The sequence below is a fragment of the Candidatus Merdisoma sp. JLR.KK006 genome (assembly GCF_036941035.1).
Classification (GTDB): Bacteria; Bacillota; Clostridia; order Lachnospirales; family Lachnospiraceae; genus Laedolimicola.
Genome location: NZ_JAYMNS010000014.1, coordinates 19781 through 36242 on the forward strand (window position 1 = coordinate 19781; position 16462 = coordinate 36242).

Sequence of the window (16462 nt, forward strand, 5' to 3'; positions counted from 1 at the left end):
ATGGAGACAAAAGCATATAAACTCAGAGAAAACTTTTACTGGGCTGGAATTTTGGACGATACCCTCCGGGTATTTGACATTATTATGTATACGGAATTTGGAACCACCTATAATTCCTATGTATATCGGGCAGGGGACAAAACCATCCTCTTTGAGACCGCAAAGGCGAAATACTTTGATGCCTACTTAAAGGAACTGGAAGAGATTGTGGATATAAAGTCAATCGATTATCTAGTGGTAAATCACACGGAGCCGGATCACGCAGGAAGCGTAGAACGGCTTTTGGAACTGAATCCGGGGCTTAAGATTATTGCAACTCCTACGGCCATTTCATTTCTGCAGAATATCGTAAATAGGGATTTCTGCAGTATCGCTGTGAAAGACGAACAGGAAATGAAGATAGGAAACCTTACCTTACGCTTCCTTCATGTTCCCAATCTTCACTGGCCGGATACCATGTACACCTATCTGGAGGAAGAGCAGGTGCTGGTGACGTGTGATTCCTTTGGTTCCCACTATTCATTCCCGGAGATTGTGTACAGCAAGGTAACGAATCAGGAGGACTACTGGAAAGCAACACGCTATTATTTCGACTGCATTATCGGACCATTTAAACCCTTTATGCTGAAAGCCCTGGATCGCATCCGTGATTTGGATATTTCCATGATCTGTACCGGACACGGCCCTGTTCTGGATTCCGGCATTGATCGGATGCTGAACACCTACCAGGAGTGGTGTACCGTAGTCAACCCCAATCCACGGAAAACAGTGGTAATCCCCTATGTAAGTGCTTACGGCTACACGGGAGAACTGGCAGAGCAGATCAGTAAAGGTATCAAAGACAGCGGGGACATTGATGTGCGCAGCTACGATCTGGTGACAGCAGACCAGGGAGAAGTGCTGAGCGAGCTTGGATTTGCAGACGGCATATTATTCGGAACACCTACCATTGTGGGAGAAGCCTTAAAGCCCATCTGGGATTTGACCACCTCCATCTTTGCGGGGACCCACGGAGGAAAGCTTGCAAGCGCTTTTGGAAGCTACGGCTGGAGCGGCGAGGGAGTTCCCCACATTATCGAGCGTCTTCGTCAGTTAAATATGCGTGTGGCAGAGGGCTTCCGGGTACGGTTTAAGCCCGGTGAGGTAGACCTTTTAAATGCCTATGAATACGGATACAACTTCGGCTGTACTCTTTTGGAGAAAGAAAATCCCAAGAAAGCAAAAGGGAAAACAACCCTTGTTAAATGCCTTGTCTGTGGAGAAATCTTTGATTCCTCTCTGGAGATTTGCCCGGTCTGCGGCGTAGGAAAGGAAAACTTCGTTCCGGTGGAAAGCGAGACAACGGAATACCGCAAAGATACCAACAATCTCTATGCCATTCTTGGAAACGGAGCCGCAGGACTGAATGCGGCCAAGGCCATTCGGGAACGTGACAAGACCGGAGGCATATACATTATTTCCAATGAAGAATATCCGGCCTACAACCGGCCCATGCTGACCAAAGCCTTGGTGTCAGGCCTTGACGGGGATCAGATAGGGATTCAGGATGCAGCCTGGTATGAGGAAAATAATATTGTCCAGATCCTTGGAAAGCAAATAAAAACCGTGGATACAAAGGAACGGGAGATTCTCACGGAGGACGGGGCCAAATTCAAATATACAAAGCTGATCTACGCCCTTGGATCCGAGTGCTTTATACCGCCCATTCCCGGTGCGGATAAGCCGGAGGCCGTGGCCATCCGCCGTTTGTCCGATACTCGTAAAGTGACGGAGCTTCTGCCCCATACAAAAGAGGCTGTTGTGATCGGCGGAGGCGTATTGGGACTGGAAGCCGCATGGGAGCTTAAGAAAGCTCACTGCAAGGTGACGGTTCTGGAGCTTGCCCCAAGGCTTATGGGGCGGCAGCTTGATGAGGGAGCCAGCCAGATGATGAAAAGCATCATTGAGGCCCAGGGAATTGCCGTACACACGGGCGTGCAGATTTCCGCTGTCGAGGGTGAAGAGCATGTAACGGGCGTTCGCTTAGGCGACGGGACTTTACTGCCGGCCCAGCTTGTGATTCTTTCCTGCGGCGTGCGCTCCAACATTGGAATCGCTAAGGAAGCGGGAATAGACACGGATCGGGCCGTGATAGTGGACAGTCATATGCTCACCAGCAATGAAGACATCTATGCCTGCGGCGACTGTGCCCAGTATGAGGGCATCAATTACGCCATCTGGCCCCAGGCAGTGGAGCAGGGTAAAGTAGCCGGAGCAAATGCGGCGGGAGAAAGCCTTACGTACACCACCGTTCCGGCGGCCCTTACTTTCCATGGTATGAATACGGCTCTGTTTTCCATCGGAGACAATGGCGGCAATCCGGATCTGGTTTATCGAACTGTGGAATTTAAGGATGTGTCCCGAAAGCAGTATGAGAAATACTACTTCCGCAATAATCACCTTTGCGGCGTGATTCTCATTGGAGATGTGTCAAAAATGGGAGAGATGAGCGACGCAATTGAACGCAGAGCCTCCTTTAAGGAGCTGTTTGGCAGATAAAAATAGTTTAAGCTTATCATAAAAAACCTCTTTTTGGAAATCCTGTAAAGAAAAGATTCTGCATGTTTCTCTCACAGAAAGCTTTTGGCGAGGGGACAGAGGAAGTACAGGAAGTTTCAAAAGCAATGTCATTAAGTCTTTACAAGCTTTCAATGTTTATCTTAGCGGCATTGCTTCCAAAAGGAGGTTTTTTAATGCTGATTCTTGGAGGCAGGATATATACCATGGAAAATGCAGTGTATGATCCTGGCTATATTAAGATTGAAAACGGAAAAATACTGAATTTGGGGACGGAGCGCAATGCTCCGGCGCCGGAGGAGAGAGAAAAGGTTCTTGAGGTAAAGGGCTCCTGGGTGCTTCCGGGGCTCATTGAAGCCCATGGGCATATCGGTATAACGGAGGAAACCAGGGGAGCCATTGCGGACGACTGCAATGAGACCAGTGAGCCGGTACAGCCTTATTTGCGGGCCATTGATGCCATAAATCCCATGGATCCGGCCTTTCATGATGCAATTATGGCGGGAATTACCTCGGTAATGACAGGACCGGGCAGTGCCAATGTGGTGGGCGGTCAGTTTGTATTTATGAAAACACAGGGACGTTGTATGGATCGGATGATTGTGTTAGAGCCGGCAGCTATGAAAGCAGCATTTGGCGAGAATCCCAAGACTGCTTATGAGTCTCAGGGAAAATGTCCCCTGACAAGAATGGGAACGGCGGCTCTTTTACGAGAAGAATTGTTTCGAGCCAGACAATATGGAAAACAGAAGGAAAACGGAAAGCTAAAGGAGGAAGACTTTCGCCTGGAGCCGTGGCTTCCCGTGCTGCGCCGGGAGATTCCTCTAAAGGCACATGCTCATCGGGCGGATGACATTTTGACAGCCATTCGGATAGCAAAGGAATTTGAGATAGATATTACCATTGATCACGGCACGGAAGCCCATCTCATTGCCGACGAGGTTGCGGCCTCCGGTTTTCCGGTGATTGTAGGAACGGATCTGACCTCCCGCTCAAAGCTGGAGATACAGAATCTCAATTTTAAAACCAACCGGATTCTTTATGAATCCGGAGTGACCATTGCCGTGACCACGGATCATCCGGTGGCTTTGATTCAATATCTTCCCTTGTGTGCCGGACTTGCGGTAAAGCATGGTTTGCCTATGGAAGAGGGGCTGAAAGCGCTGACCATCAATCCGGCCCGTATCTGCCGGGTTGAGGAACGGGTAGGGAGCTTGAAGCCGGGAAAGGATGCGGACATTGCCATATTTTCCGGGAATCCTATGGAGGTGTTTACGAAGACTCTTTATACGATTATTGACGGGGAGATTGTGTATGAGGATGGAGAGCAGGGAAAAAGGGAATTTTTATAAGTAAAAGTGTAAAAAGCAAAATAACAGATAATTATTCGGTGTTTGTTAAAAAAGTCTGTTTTTAACAATAAAAAAGGTCAATATAAAAAAAATAATTTTTTTTAAAAAAAAGCTTGCCAAATAAGGAATTATATTATATACTAAGCAAGTCGGCAGGAAAAGCCGGTATGGTTCCTTGGTCAAGCGGTTAAGACGCCGCCCTCTCACGGCGGAAACAGGGGTTCGATTCCCCTAGGGACTGTCAAAAACTCCGAAAGCAGATGAACAGGGGCTTTCGGAGTTTTTTGTGTTATATAAATGCAGGAGACTGGAAAGCTATATGAGAACCGGGACAAGCAGAGGAGAAGAGAGCCGTAAGAGACGGCTCTGTTTGCCGTTAAGTAGAAAAATCAGACAATGTTCAAAGCAGCAGAGAGCTCAGAGAATAGTTCTCTTGTTTGCGTTTCTGTTTCTTTGTATTCTGCCTGTTTGTTCACAGTACAATAAGACAGGTCCCAGAGAAATATGGATTGATGTGGAGCATGTGAAGAGAGGCTCTTTGATTCCCGTTCAATTTCGGAATATAGCTCCTTCAGAGGTAGAGGCCTGCACCTGGTATGTAGGAGAACGCCAGGTATCCAAAACAAAGGAGATTACTTCGTTTACGCCCAAAGAAGGAGATGAGGAACAATTTATCCGTGTAGAGGTTGCCTTTACAGATGGAAGTATTTGCGAAGATTCTTTTTACTACAGTATTCTTCCCGTACTTTATTTAGAAAGCGAAATGGGGTATAAAGACGTTTACTGGCAGGAGGGCATCTATGCTCAAATACGGCTTGCCGCAGGAGAAGGGTATCTGCCCACGGAAGCATATGAGGGGGGAGCCTTTATTCACCTGAGAGGCAATTCTACTAATGAATTAGATAAGCGGCCTTTTAAATTGAAGCTGGATAAGAAAAGCGATCTGCTGGGAATGGGAAAGTCAAAGCATTGGATATTACTGGCGAATGCGATTGATGCCACCCTGCTCCGCAATAGATTGATGCAGGAGTTTGCACGAGATATCGGAGCGGATGTCTGGATGGACTCGAAAAATGTAACCTTGATTTACAATGGAGAATATCAGGGTGTTTATGAGTTGTGTGAACAAGTGCGCATTGATGAGAACAGAGTGGATGTTTATGATTGGGAAGAAGTCTGTGAACAGGCAGCCAGAGGAATTGCAGGGGATTTGACAGAACAGGGGCTGGCGACAGAGGAAGAGAGACCATTTCTTGAAAAAATGATAGAAGCGGATTTGACCATGGATTTTTCATGGATGGAAGAGGCGGCATTTACATCTGATTTTTTGAATGACTTGAATGAAAGTACTGGAAGGAATCTTCCGGTTTCTTATGATCTGCATAAATTCATAGATATGCAGAAACTTCCGGAAGCTGTGGGAGGCGTACTTATGGAGATGAGCCAATATCATAAAAATGATGCGTCCCTTAAGACCAATTATGATATGCCCATCTATTTCAACAGGCCTTCCCAGGGAGCAACCTATAGGGAGCTTCTTGATTATATGCGGGAGTATCTTCAGACTTTGGAATATGCATTTCATGAAACTGATTTTACGTATCATGAGGATTCGCCTCATTATCAAATGTCTGATCCCGGATGGTATGATCAGGAGAAAAAAATGCGTTTGGGTGTGGAATATAAGCTGGCATCTTTTTCAGCAGAGGAGTATGACGGGCTTCATTATTCAGAGCTGATCGATTTTGACTCCCTTTTGATCAATTTTTTGATATGCGAATTTTCGGTAAATTATGATGGCATGAAAAATAGTGTTTTCTTTTATAAGGATGTGGATGGAAAGCTTTTTATCGGTCCGCCCTGGGATTATGACTGGGCATGGGGCAACAGCTACAGCGACCGTACCATACAAACCTGGTGTACGGATATCTGGCAGACTACAGATGAATATTTTGGAAGAGAGAACTATTACCAGAGCGTTCAGTGGAACCGCTGTCTCATTCGGGATCCTTATTTTGTGGCAAGAGTTTATGAAAAGTATTGGGAGATTCGGGAGACAGTTATAGAAGAAATGGTACGTGAGGGCGGTCTGATTGATACGTATGCAGCCGAGCTTAAGCCGGCGGCTGACGCCAACGATGCGAGATGGGGAGGAAGCATGGGGGATTATACAGGCAGAAAATTTAATGACTCCATTGCAGATGTGAAAAGCTTTCTTAAGCAGCGGATTTCCTGGCTGGATGAACAGTTTGCTTCTGTAGAGACCTTGTGTGCCTCTCTGGGGTATTACCAGGCATCAGATAACCTGACTGTGCAGAAGATTGACACAGCTTCCCGCAGAGGTATGACCAGGATACAGGTAAGTGTGGAGCTTCCGGAATGTAAAGAAGTGGCGTTTCAGATTAATGGCGCCTACATCCGGCGCTCAGAGGTGCAAAATGGCATTGCAGAGCTTTGGGTATCCAATCGGGAGCTTCGGACAGGGAAAGGAGAGCTGAATGCAGTTCAGGTACGGGCAGTGGATAAGCAGGGAGAATATATACGGAATTCGGAGGGCACAGTAGAGGGAGAGTATTGCAATGCTGTCTCTAATTATGGATGGTTTGTTTGGAATCCATAAGTTTTATAATCAAAAATCTTAATTGTTTTCCAAAACTTGTCCGGTGTGGAAACAAGGATGCTTCGCATACTAAAAATGAAAAGATACCCCCAAATATGGGCGAAACAAGGAGGTTTTCATGCATAAACGGTATGCGTTTTATTCTTTGTGTCTGATTTTCCTTTTGACTTTCCTGATGGCATCAGGTTTCCAATTAACAAGCACCAATTTTTCCGTTATCGGCAGCCGGGGCGGACGGCGGATGGCGTTTCTGCTGTGGGGGGCTTTGACAGGAAATTATTTTTATTTGTATACAAAGATGCTCATGGAGCTGGCAGACTGCCGGGATTGGATTATGGAGAGCTTTCTTTTGTGCGCCCTGCTTTTTTTTGTGACGGCTGTGGGAATTCCCTATATTCCGGAGCAGGTTCCGAGAATGTCCCGCCTGCATGTGGCGATTTCCTTTCTTGCTCCTTTATTTCTGGGACTGGCCCAACTGCGGTTTCTTCTCCTGCTCCAAAAGAAAATCAGCGGAAGCTTTCGGATGCAGTGGCTTCTTTTGTCTATTTTAGGCTTTGGTTCGGCCGTTCTGCTTTTAACCGTAGGCATTGTATCAAGTCTTCTGGAAATATTTCTTATCATTGGAATCTGTCTCTATCTTTTGCTTTTATATTGTAAATTAAATAAATTGATGAGTTTTGTATGAAATAATAGGAAAGAAATGTTTTACAAACTACAAACTCTTGTGCTATACTACCCCCAGTGGACAAGGGGACACACGGTTTTGCACCATGAATTTGCGATTCTGCTGCGTTACTGTCGCTCAGCGTACGTCCAGTACGCTTCGTTCCAGTGCCTTGCAGAATCACAAATTCATGGTGCAAAACTCCTTTGGACCCCAAGTACCGAATTTTGGTGGCTGGCAAGGCAATGGAATGAGGCGTACTGGACGTACGCCGATTGACAGTAACGCAGCCAGCCTCCAAAAGACGGCACTTGGGGCGTGTGTCCCCTTGTCCACTGGGGGTAGCTAAGACTGAAAAAAACAGAACATCCATTCGGATAGACACCATATAGGAACGAGGAAAATAGTGATGGCAAAGAAAAATACCTACGACGCAGACAGCATAGCAGTCCTGGAGGGCCTGGAGGCCGTGCGCAAACGCCCGGGCATGTACATTGGCAGCGTGTCACGAAAAGGTTTAAATCATTTGATTTATGAGATAGTGGATAACTCCGTGGACGAACATCTGGCAGGCTTCTGCTCAAAGATCTGGGTCACACTGGAGCGTGACGGCTCCTGTACCGTCAGCGACGACGGCCGCGGCATCCCGGTAGATCTCCACGCAAAGGGCATTTCCGCAGAAAGGCTGGTATTCACCACCCTCCATGCAGGCGGAAAGTTTGACGATTCCGCCTATAAGACAAGCGGCGGTCTCCACGGAGTAGGCTCATCTGTAGTCAACGCTCTGTCTACCTACCTGGACATAGAAGTGAGCCGTGACGGAGCCGTTCACCACGACCACTACGAGCAGGGCATCCCCACCATTGAGCTAAAGGACGGTCTGCTCCCCATACTGCGAAAAACAAAGGAGACAGGAACCCGGATCAATTTCCTGCCGGACCCGGAGATCTTTGAGAAGACAAGATTTCAGGCAGAAGAGGTGAAAAGCCGTCTTCATGAGACTGCCTATCTGAATCCGGAGCTGACCATTTATTTTGCAGATCGGCGGACAGAGCCGGCGGAGGAAGCAACTTTCCATGAGGAAAACGGAATCATCGGCTTTGTGGAGGATTTAAATAAGAAAAAAGAACAGATCCATGATGTGATTTATTTTAAGGGAGAAGCAGAGGGCATTATCGTAGAGGGCGCATTTCAGTATGTAAACGAGTTCCACGAAAATGTTCTGGGCTTTTGCAATAACATTTACAACGCAGAGGGCGGCACCCATCTGACCGGTTTTAAGACCGTATTTACCACCGTGATCAATAATTACGCCAGAGAGCTGGGCATCTTAAAGGAGAAAGACACCAACTTCACCGGAGCCGACGTGCGCAACGGCATGACGGCCGTAATCTCCATCAAACATCCCTCTCCCCGGTTTGAGGGTCAGACCAAGACAAAGCTTGACAATCAGGATGCCTCCAAAGCTACAGCAAAAGTAGCGGGAGACGAGATCGTCCGCTACTTTGACCGCAACCTGGAGACTTTAAAAGGCGTCATCGGCTGTGCAGAAAAAGCGGCTAAAATACGAAAAACCGAGGAACGGGCCAAGACGAACCTCTTAACCAAGCAGAAATACTCTTTCGACTCCAACGGAAAGCTGGCAAACTGCGAGAGCCGGGATGCCTCCAAATGCGAGATTTTTATCGTAGAGGGAGACTCCGCCGGGGGCTCCGCAAAGACCGCAAGAGATCGAAACTTCCAGGCCATCCTGCCAATCAGGGGAAAGATCCTGAACGTAGAAAAAGCCAGCATCGACAAAGTGCTGGCCAATGCAGAGATCAAAACCATGATCAATGCCTTCGGCTGCGGCTTCTCCGAGGGCTACGGCAACGACTTTGACATCACAAAGCTCCGCTACGACAAGATCATCATCATGGCCGATGCGGACGTAGACGGCGCACACATTTCCACCCTGCTTCTGACCCTCTTTTACCGCTTCATGCCGGATCTCATCTATGAGGGACACGTATACATTGCCATGCCGCCCCTCTATAAAGCCATGCCCCAAAGAGGAGAGGAAGAGTATCTCTACGACGATAAGGCCCTGGAGCGCTACCGGAAGCGCCACAAAGGAAGCTTCACCCTCCAGCGCTACAAAGGCTTGGGAGAGATGGATGCCGAACAGCTCTGGGAGACAACCTTAAACCCGGCTACCAGAATCCTGAAACGAGTAGAGATCGAGGACGCACGCATGGCCTCCAACGTAACGGAAATGCTCATGGGAACCGAAGTGCCCCCCAGACGGGCATTCATCTACGAACACGCCTGCGACGCAGAGCTGGACGTATAGACCTGAAGATACATTGTCATACCTTACCGAACGAAGTCCTATAGGAACATGCATTCATGCCTGCTCGCAGGGTATGAATAAAAAACAAACCTAAAATATAGATACAATATCAGCCGCCGGGAAACAGAAAATATCTTCTTTCCAGGCGTGTCAGCCCTGTGGGCGGAGCAGGGAAAGAAGATATTTTCTGTTTCCAGGCGGCGTCCGTTTACCAACACAATAAAACAAATCACACCCAAAGTAAAAAAATGCCATAAACAAAGCTAGGAGAAAATAGTAGAACAATGGAAAAGCAGATAGAAGAACAAATTATCCGCACCGAATACTCAGATTTAATGCAGAAATCCTACATCGACTACGCCATGAGCGTAATCATAGCCAGAGCACTCCCGGACGTAAGAGACGGCCTGAAGCCCGTACAGCGGAGAACCCTCTACGACATGTACGAGCTGGGTATCCGTTTCGACCGCCCCTACCGGAAATGCGCCCGTATCGTAGGTGACACCATGGGTAAATACCACCCCCACGGCGACAGCTCCATCTACGAAGCCCTGGTAGTCATGTCTCAGGACTTCAAAAAAGGCCTCCCCCTGGTAGACGGCCACGGCAACTTCGGATCCATTGAGGGAGACGGAGCCGCCGCCATGCGTTACACAGAAGCCCGTCTGGAAAAAGTGGCCCAGGAAGCCTTTTTATCCGATCTGGACAAAAACGTAGTAGACTTCGTTCCCAATTTCGACGAAACAGAAAAAGAACCCTCTGTACTGCCGGCAAAGTTTCCCAACCTGTTGGTGAACGGATCCGACGGAATCGCAGTAGGAATGGCCACCAGCATCCCGCCCCATAATCTGGGAGAAGTCATAGACGCGGCCAAAGCCTATCTGAAAAATCCGGAGATTGCCACAGAAGCCCTACTAAAGCTGATGCCCGGTCCGGACTTCCCTACAGGCGGCATTGTAGTAAACAAAGACGAGCTTCCAGCCATCTACGAAACGGGAGCCGGCAAGATCAAAGTCCGGGGCCGCATAGAGGTAGAAAAAATAAAAGGCGGCAAAGAACAGTTAGTCATCACAGAGATTCCTTATCCCATGATAGGAGCCAACATCGGAAAATTCTTGAATGACATTGCCACACTCATCGAGTCTAAAAAAGCGCCGGAGATCGTTGACATCTCCAACCAATCCTCCAAAGAGGGCATCCGCATTGTACTGGAGCTTAAGAAAGGATCTGACACTGAGAACCTGAAAAATATGCTCTACAAAAAGACCCGCCTGGAGGACACTTTCGGCATCAACATGCTGGCCGTCGCAGACGGAAGACCGGAGACCCTGGGCCTGAAACAGATCCTGGAATACTACATTGAATTCCAATACGAGCTGGCTACAAGAAAATACCAGACTCTTTTAGCCAAGGAGCAGGAAAAGCGGGAAATACAAGAGGGACTCATAAGAGCCTGCGACGTTATAGACCTTATCATCGAAATCCTCCGGGGCAGCAAAAACGTCAAAGACGCCAAAGCCTGTCTCATAGAGGGAAAAACCGAAAACATCCGTTTCAAATCAGAGGCATCAAAAAAAAGGGCTTCCAAGCTGCGCTTTACAGAGCGTCAGGCCTCGGCCATCTTAGAAATGCGTCTCTACCGACTCATCGGCTTAGAGATTGAGGCTCTGATGGCAGAAAACGCCCAAACACTGAAAAACATAGTCACTTATGAAGACATCCTGGAAAACCATGCCAGCATGACAAAGGTCATCATCAAAGAAATGGATGCCATCAAAAAAGCTTACGCAAGACCAAGGCGGACCTCCATAGAAAACGCCGCCGAGATCGTATTTGAAGAAAAGAAAATCGAAGAAATGTCGGTCATGTTCCTGATGGATCGCTTCGGTTACGCCAAAACCATAGATTTGGCCGCCTACGAGCGCAACAAAGAAGCGGCAGACAGCGAAAACAAATATGTCTTCTCCTGCATGAACACCGGCCGCATCTGCGTATTTACCGACACCGGCCGCATGCACACCATCAAAGTCCAGGATCTGCCTTTCGGCCGGTTCCGGGACAAAGGCGTCCCCATAGACAACTTCAGCAACTACAACAGCGCCGAAGAGCAGCTGGTGGGAATCGGAAGCATGGAAACCCTAAAAGTCCAAAAACTAATCTTCGCCACCAAAGACAGCATGCTGAAAGTTGTAGACGGCAGCGAATTTGAAACCAGCAAACGTACCGTAGCCGCCACAAAACTAAGCGAAAACGACAAAGTCCTATTAGCAGAACCCACAGACGGCAGCGAACAAATCGTCCTCCAAAGCAAAGAGGGCTATTTCCTGCGCTTCCCAATATCCGAAGTCCCGGAAAAAAAGAAAGGAGCCGTAGGTGTCCGCGGCATGCGCCTGGGAAGCAATGACCACCTGGAAGCCGCCTATATCTATCAAACCGGCAAAGAACAAATCATCACCTACAAAGAAAAGCAGCTAATCCTCAACAAACTAAAATCCGGAAGCAGGGACACCAAAGGAGTAAAAGTAAGAACATAATCTTGCCAACCCCCACCCGTTTATGATATGATTTTCCCAATTACAAGTAACATACAGAAACATCTGTACACGAGGAGGAAGTTATGGAAACCGAAGTAATCAGCAAAAACTTTATAGAACAAATGATAGATAAAGATCTGGCAGAGGGCGTCTACGAAACCGTACACACCCGTTTCCCTCCGGAGCCAAACGGCTACCTGCACATCGGACATGCCAAAGCAATCCTTTTAAACTACGGCCTTGCCCAAAAATACAACGGCAAATTCAACATGCGCTTCGATGACACCAACCCCACCAAAGAAAAAGTGGAGTTCGTAGAGTCCATCAAAGCCGACATCAAGTGGCTGGGCGCAGACTGGGAAGACCGCCTGTTCTTTGCTTCCGATTACTTTGAAGCCATGTACGAAGCGGCGGTCAAGCTCATTAAAAAAGGAAAAGCTTTCGTCTGTGACTTGACGGCGGAAGAAATCCGATCCTACCGTGGAACCCTGACGGAGCCGGGCAAAGAAAGCCCTTACCGTAATCGAAGCGTAGAAGAGAACCTGGAGCTTTTCGAAGCCATGCGTGCCGGAAAATACGCAGACGGAGAAAAAGTACTCCGTGCCAAAATAGACATGGCATCCCCCAACATCAACATGCGTGATCCCGTCATCTACCGGGTAGCCCATATCTCCCACCACAACACAGGAGACAAATGGTGCATTTACCCCATGTATGACTTCGCACATCCAATAGAGGACGCTATTGAGGGCATCACCCACTCCATCTGCACCCTGGAGTTCGAGGATCACCGTCCCTTATACGATTGGGTCGTAAGAGAACTGGAATATTCCGTTCCGCCCCGCCAGATCGAGTTTGCCAAGCTCTATCTGACCAACGTAGTAACAGGAAAACGCTATATTAAAAAGCTGGTAGAAGAGGGCATCGTAGACGGCTGGGATGATCCCCGTCTGGTATCCATCGCAGCGCTTAGGCGCAGGGGCTTCACTCCGGAATCCATCCGCATGTTCGTGGACCTCTGCGGCATTTCCAAGAGCCAGTCCTCCGTAGACTATGCCATGCTGGAATACTGCATCCGGGAAGATTTAAAGCTGAAGAAACCAAGGCTGATGGCAGTTTTGGATCCCATCAAGCTCATCATAGACAACTACCCCGAGGACCAGGTAGAATATCTGGACGCAGCTAACAACCTGGAAAATGAGGACCTTGGAAGCCGAAAGATTCCGTTCTGCCGGGAGCTGTACATTGAACGTGAGGACTTTATGGAGGAGCCGCCCAAGAAATACTTCCGTCTCTTCCCCGGCAACGAAGTGCGCCTGATGCATGCCTATTTTGTAAAATGCGAAAGCTTCGTAAAGGATGAGAACGGCCGGATTACGGAGATACACTGTACCTACGATCCCGAGACCAAGGCAGGCAGCGGCTTCACGGGCCGGAAAGTAAAGGGAACCATCCATTGGGTGCCGGCTCCCTATGCAATGACTGCCCAGGTGCGGTTATATGAGAACATCATTGACGAAGAAAAGGGCGTATACAATGAGGATGGAAGCCTGAACTTAAATCCCAATTCCCTGACCGTAGTAGAGCAGGCATATCTGGAACCGGGCTTTGAGGGAGCCAAGCCCTATGACAGCTGCCAGTTTGTGCGCAACGGCTTCTTCTGCGTTGATGCCAAGGACAGCACGGAGGATAAGCTTGTCTTTAACCGAATCGTGTCATTGAAGAGTTCCTTTAAGCTACCAAAAGCATAAAAAGAAAAGAGCAAGGGTCAAATAGCCCGCAGCTTGCTGCGTTACAAGCTTGCTGCGGGGTATTTGACTGAATGACATCTGACGTAAGAAGCTTTCGTTATATTTTTTGAATCCGGAAAGTGTGTGAGCTTATGCGTGAACTGACAATCAGCTTAAATCCCAAAAGCAAAACCCCTTTATACGAACAAATCTACAATTACATCAAACAGGACATTCAAAAGGGCCGTATTAAGGCAAAAGAAAAGCTTCCCTCCAGCCGTTCCCTTTCCGCATATCTTGAGGTCAGCCGCAGTACCGTGGATTTAGCATACGAACAGCTCCTGTCAGAAGGGTATCTGGAGTCCGTTCCCTGCAAAGGCTACTATGCCTGCCAGATAGAAGAGCTCTATCATTTTTCTCCTGACAGGTCGGTGAAAGAAAAGGCGGTTTTTCAGGAGAAAAACTCCTATCCCTATGATTTCACTCCCCGGGGGATCGATCTGGACAGCTTTCCCTATGGCATATGGCGCAAAATCACACGGAACATTCTTCTGGATGACAAAAAAGAACTTTTCCAGCTGGGCGATCCCATGGGAGAGCGGGAACTAAGGGAGACCATCTGCAGCTATCTTTATCAGGCCCGGGGTGTAAACTGCCGTCCAAAGCAGGTGGTAATCGGGGCGGGAAATGACTACTTGCTGCTTCTGTTATCAACAATCCTGGGGAAAAATCGAAAAATCGCAATGGAAACGCCAACCTATAAGCATGCTTACAAAATTTTTGAGCAGCTTGGCTGCTCCCTTTGCACCATCCCCATGGATGCCCAGGGAATGCAGGTATCAATGCTTCAAAGCTCGGGAGTGGATATAGCCTATGTAATGCCCTCCCACCAGTATCCATTGGGAATCGTAATGCCTATCAAACGCCGCCTGGAGCTGCTTTCCTGGGCGGCCGAAGAGGAGGGGCGCTATATTATCGAGGATGACTATGACAGTGAATTTCGTTACAAGGGAAAGCCGATTCCGGCCTTGCAGGGAACAGATCAGAGAAACAGCGTGATTTACATCGGCACGTTTTCCAAATCCATTGCCCCGGCAATCCGGATCAGCTACATGGTGCTTCCGGATCGGCTTTTGCAAAAATGCGAACATCAAATTCTTCGTTTTTCCTCCACGGTGTCCAGAATCGATCAGATGATCCTGAATCAATTCTTAAAAGACGGATATTATGAACGCCATCTGAACCGGATGCGCATTATCTATGGAAGAAGACACGACATTCTTTTGGGAGAGCTGAAAAAAATACCGGGCTGCCGTATAACGGGGGAGAATGCCGGCGTGCATCTTCTGGTAGAATTTATAAATGGCATGACCGAAAAAGAAGCGATAGAAAAGGCGGAAAGGGAGGGGATAAAGGTATATCCCCTGTCCGAATACGAGATTGGAGAGCAGGAGAAAGACATAACAGGAGAACAGAAAAAATGTACGGTAATACTGGGATATGCCACCCTTTCGGAACCGGAGATCCTGGAAGCGGCCCGCAGGCTTAAGAGGGCCTGGGACCGGCAATAAAGAGTGGCATTAAAATAAGAATGGAGAAGAGCCATTTTTCATAAAGGAGCAAATCCCTATGGAGCAGTCGCTTTTAAAGCAGCTATCAGTCATTACGGAAGAAGAAAAAGAAATATTGGCGGGAAGAGACGGAATCGACAGAAGCCTTTATATGGCAGGGGATTCCTATGAGATTGACAGCAGCCTGCTGCTGGAAAAGGGAAAGCTTATTACTCTGCGTCCCCACACCCGGTTTGTCTATTTCCCAAAGCACACCCACAATTATATGGAAATGATATATATGTGCAGAGGAAAGACAAGGCACCGGATTAATGGGATTGATCTGCTTTTGCAAGAGGGAGAGCTTCTGCTCTTAAGCCAGGGTGCGGTACAGGAGGTATTTCCGGCAGGAGAGGAAGACATAGCGGTAAATTTCATTATCTGGCCCCAGTTTTTTGACATGACCCTTAAGATACTGGGGGAGGAGGAAAATCAGATCCGTGATTTCCTGGTAAATTGCTTAAAAAGCAAAGATGCCGGAACCGGATATCTGCATTTTAAAGTGTCGGATGTTCTGCCCATTCAGAACCTGGTGGAGAATCTGATTTGGACCCTTACAAGTGAGGGTGCTAATAAAAGGAGAATCAGCCAGTGGACCATGGGCCTGCTGTTTCTGCAGCTTGTGAATCATACGGAGAACCTGTATACGGATCCCAGATTTTCCGAGCAGCAGCTTATGCTTCGGGTCCTCCGCTACATTGAAGAGCATTACTGTGACGGGGAGCTTCGGGACCTTGCGAAAGAGCTTCACTACGAGATGACCTGGCTGAGCAGGGAGATAAAGAAGCAGTCCGGAAAGACATTTACGGAGCTTCTCCAGGACAGACGCATGAACCAGGCAGTCTTTTTGCTGAAGACGACAAAAATGAACGTGGCGGAGATCAGCGAAAGCATCGGATATGAGAATTTCAGCTATTTTCATCAGCTCTTTAAAAAACGGTACGGTACCTCGCCCCACAAGTACCGGCATGCAAATAACGACAGTTTTTTGAACAACCCACCCTCTTTTTTTCCCCAGTGAGGAAGTTATAATAAAAGGCAGAGTGTTAATTTAAAAACTATTA

The 16462-nt window shown here is 47.9% G+C and carries 9 protein-coding genes and 1 tRNA gene; all 10 read left to right on the forward strand.

From position 1 onward, the window contains the following. Window positions 1-2538: an FAD-dependent oxidoreductase gene (locus tag VSQ61_RS12085; RefSeq protein WP_334344682.1), complete on the forward strand. Its 2538-nt coding sequence runs from the start codon at window positions 1-3 to the stop codon at window positions 2536-2538. Window positions 2539-2732: 194 nt separating this feature from the next. After that, window positions 2733-3908 (forward strand): amidohydrolase, encoded by a 1176-nt coding sequence (locus VSQ61_RS12090; protein ID WP_334344683.1) that lies wholly within the window; start codon window positions 2733-2735, stop codon window positions 3906-3908. A 169-nt stretch (window positions 3909-4077) separates the two neighbouring features. Then, window positions 4078-4149 (forward strand) — tRNA-Glu (locus VSQ61_RS12095). A 78-nt stretch (window positions 4150-4227) separates the two neighbouring features. Further along, on the forward strand, window positions 4228-6528 hold the full coding sequence (locus tag VSQ61_RS12100) for a CotH kinase family protein (protein ID WP_334344684.1): 2301 nt from the start codon (window positions 4228-4230) through the stop codon (window positions 6526-6528). A gap of 118 nt (window positions 6529-6646) precedes the next feature. Continuing rightward, the gene (locus VSQ61_RS12105; RefSeq protein WP_334344685.1) at window positions 6647-7213 is read left to right on the forward strand and encodes a hypothetical protein; all 567 of its coding nucleotides are present in this window, start codon (window positions 6647-6649) and stop codon (window positions 7211-7213) included. A 388-nt stretch (window positions 7214-7601) separates the two neighbouring features. Then, window positions 7602-9524, forward strand: coding sequence for a DNA gyrase/topoisomerase IV subunit B (locus VSQ61_RS12110; protein ID WP_334344686.1), 1923 nt, complete (start codon window positions 7602-7604; stop codon window positions 9522-9524). Between the two features lie 284 nt (window positions 9525-9808). Continuing rightward, entirely contained in the window at window positions 9809-12058 is a 2250-nt protein-coding gene (locus VSQ61_RS12115) for a DNA gyrase/topoisomerase IV subunit A (RefSeq protein WP_334344687.1), read from the forward strand. An 83-nt stretch (window positions 12059-12141) separates the two neighbouring features. Continuing rightward, on the forward strand, window positions 12142-13809 hold the full coding sequence (locus tag VSQ61_RS12120) for a glutamine--tRNA ligase/YqeY domain fusion protein (protein WP_334344688.1): 1668 nt from the start codon (window positions 12142-12144) through the stop codon (window positions 13807-13809). 131 nt (window positions 13810-13940) lie between these two features. After that, window positions 13941-15359: a MocR-like pyridoxine biosynthesis transcription factor PdxR gene (gene pdxR / locus VSQ61_RS12125; RefSeq protein WP_334344689.1), complete on the forward strand. Its 1419-nt coding sequence runs from the start codon at window positions 13941-13943 to the stop codon at window positions 15357-15359. 58 nt (window positions 15360-15417) lie between these two features. After that, complete coding sequence (locus tag VSQ61_RS12130) at window positions 15418-16419, forward strand: AraC family transcriptional regulator (protein WP_334344690.1); 1002 nt, start codon at window positions 15418-15420, stop codon at window positions 16417-16419. The last annotated feature ends 43 nt before the right edge of the window (window positions 16420-16462 follow it).

Coding starts and splice junctions, on each gene's coding strand:
- VSQ61_RS12085 (WP_334344682.1), top strand. CDS start 1: ATGGAGACAAAAGCATATAAACTCAGAGAAAACTTTTACTGGGCTGGA.
- VSQ61_RS12090 (WP_334344683.1), top strand. CDS start 2,733: ATGCTGATTCTTGGAGGCAGGATATATACCATGGAAAATGCAGTGTAT.
- VSQ61_RS12100 (WP_334344684.1), top strand. CDS start 4,228: ATGAGAACCGGGACAAGCAGAGGAGAAGAGAGCCGTAAGAGACGGCTC.
- VSQ61_RS12105 (WP_334344685.1), top strand. CDS start 6,647: ATGCATAAACGGTATGCGTTTTATTCTTTGTGTCTGATTTTCCTTTTG.
- VSQ61_RS12110 (WP_334344686.1), top strand. CDS start 7,602: ATGGCAAAGAAAAATACCTACGACGCAGACAGCATAGCAGTCCTGGAG.
- VSQ61_RS12115 (WP_334344687.1), top strand. CDS start 9,809: ATGGAAAAGCAGATAGAAGAACAAATTATCCGCACCGAATACTCAGAT.
- VSQ61_RS12120 (WP_334344688.1), top strand. CDS start 12,142: ATGGAAACCGAAGTAATCAGCAAAAACTTTATAGAACAAATGATAGAT.
- pdxR (WP_334344689.1), top strand. CDS start 13,941: ATGCGTGAACTGACAATCAGCTTAAATCCCAAAAGCAAAACCCCTTTA.
- VSQ61_RS12130 (WP_334344690.1), top strand. CDS start 15,418: ATGGAGCAGTCGCTTTTAAAGCAGCTATCAGTCATTACGGAAGAAGAA.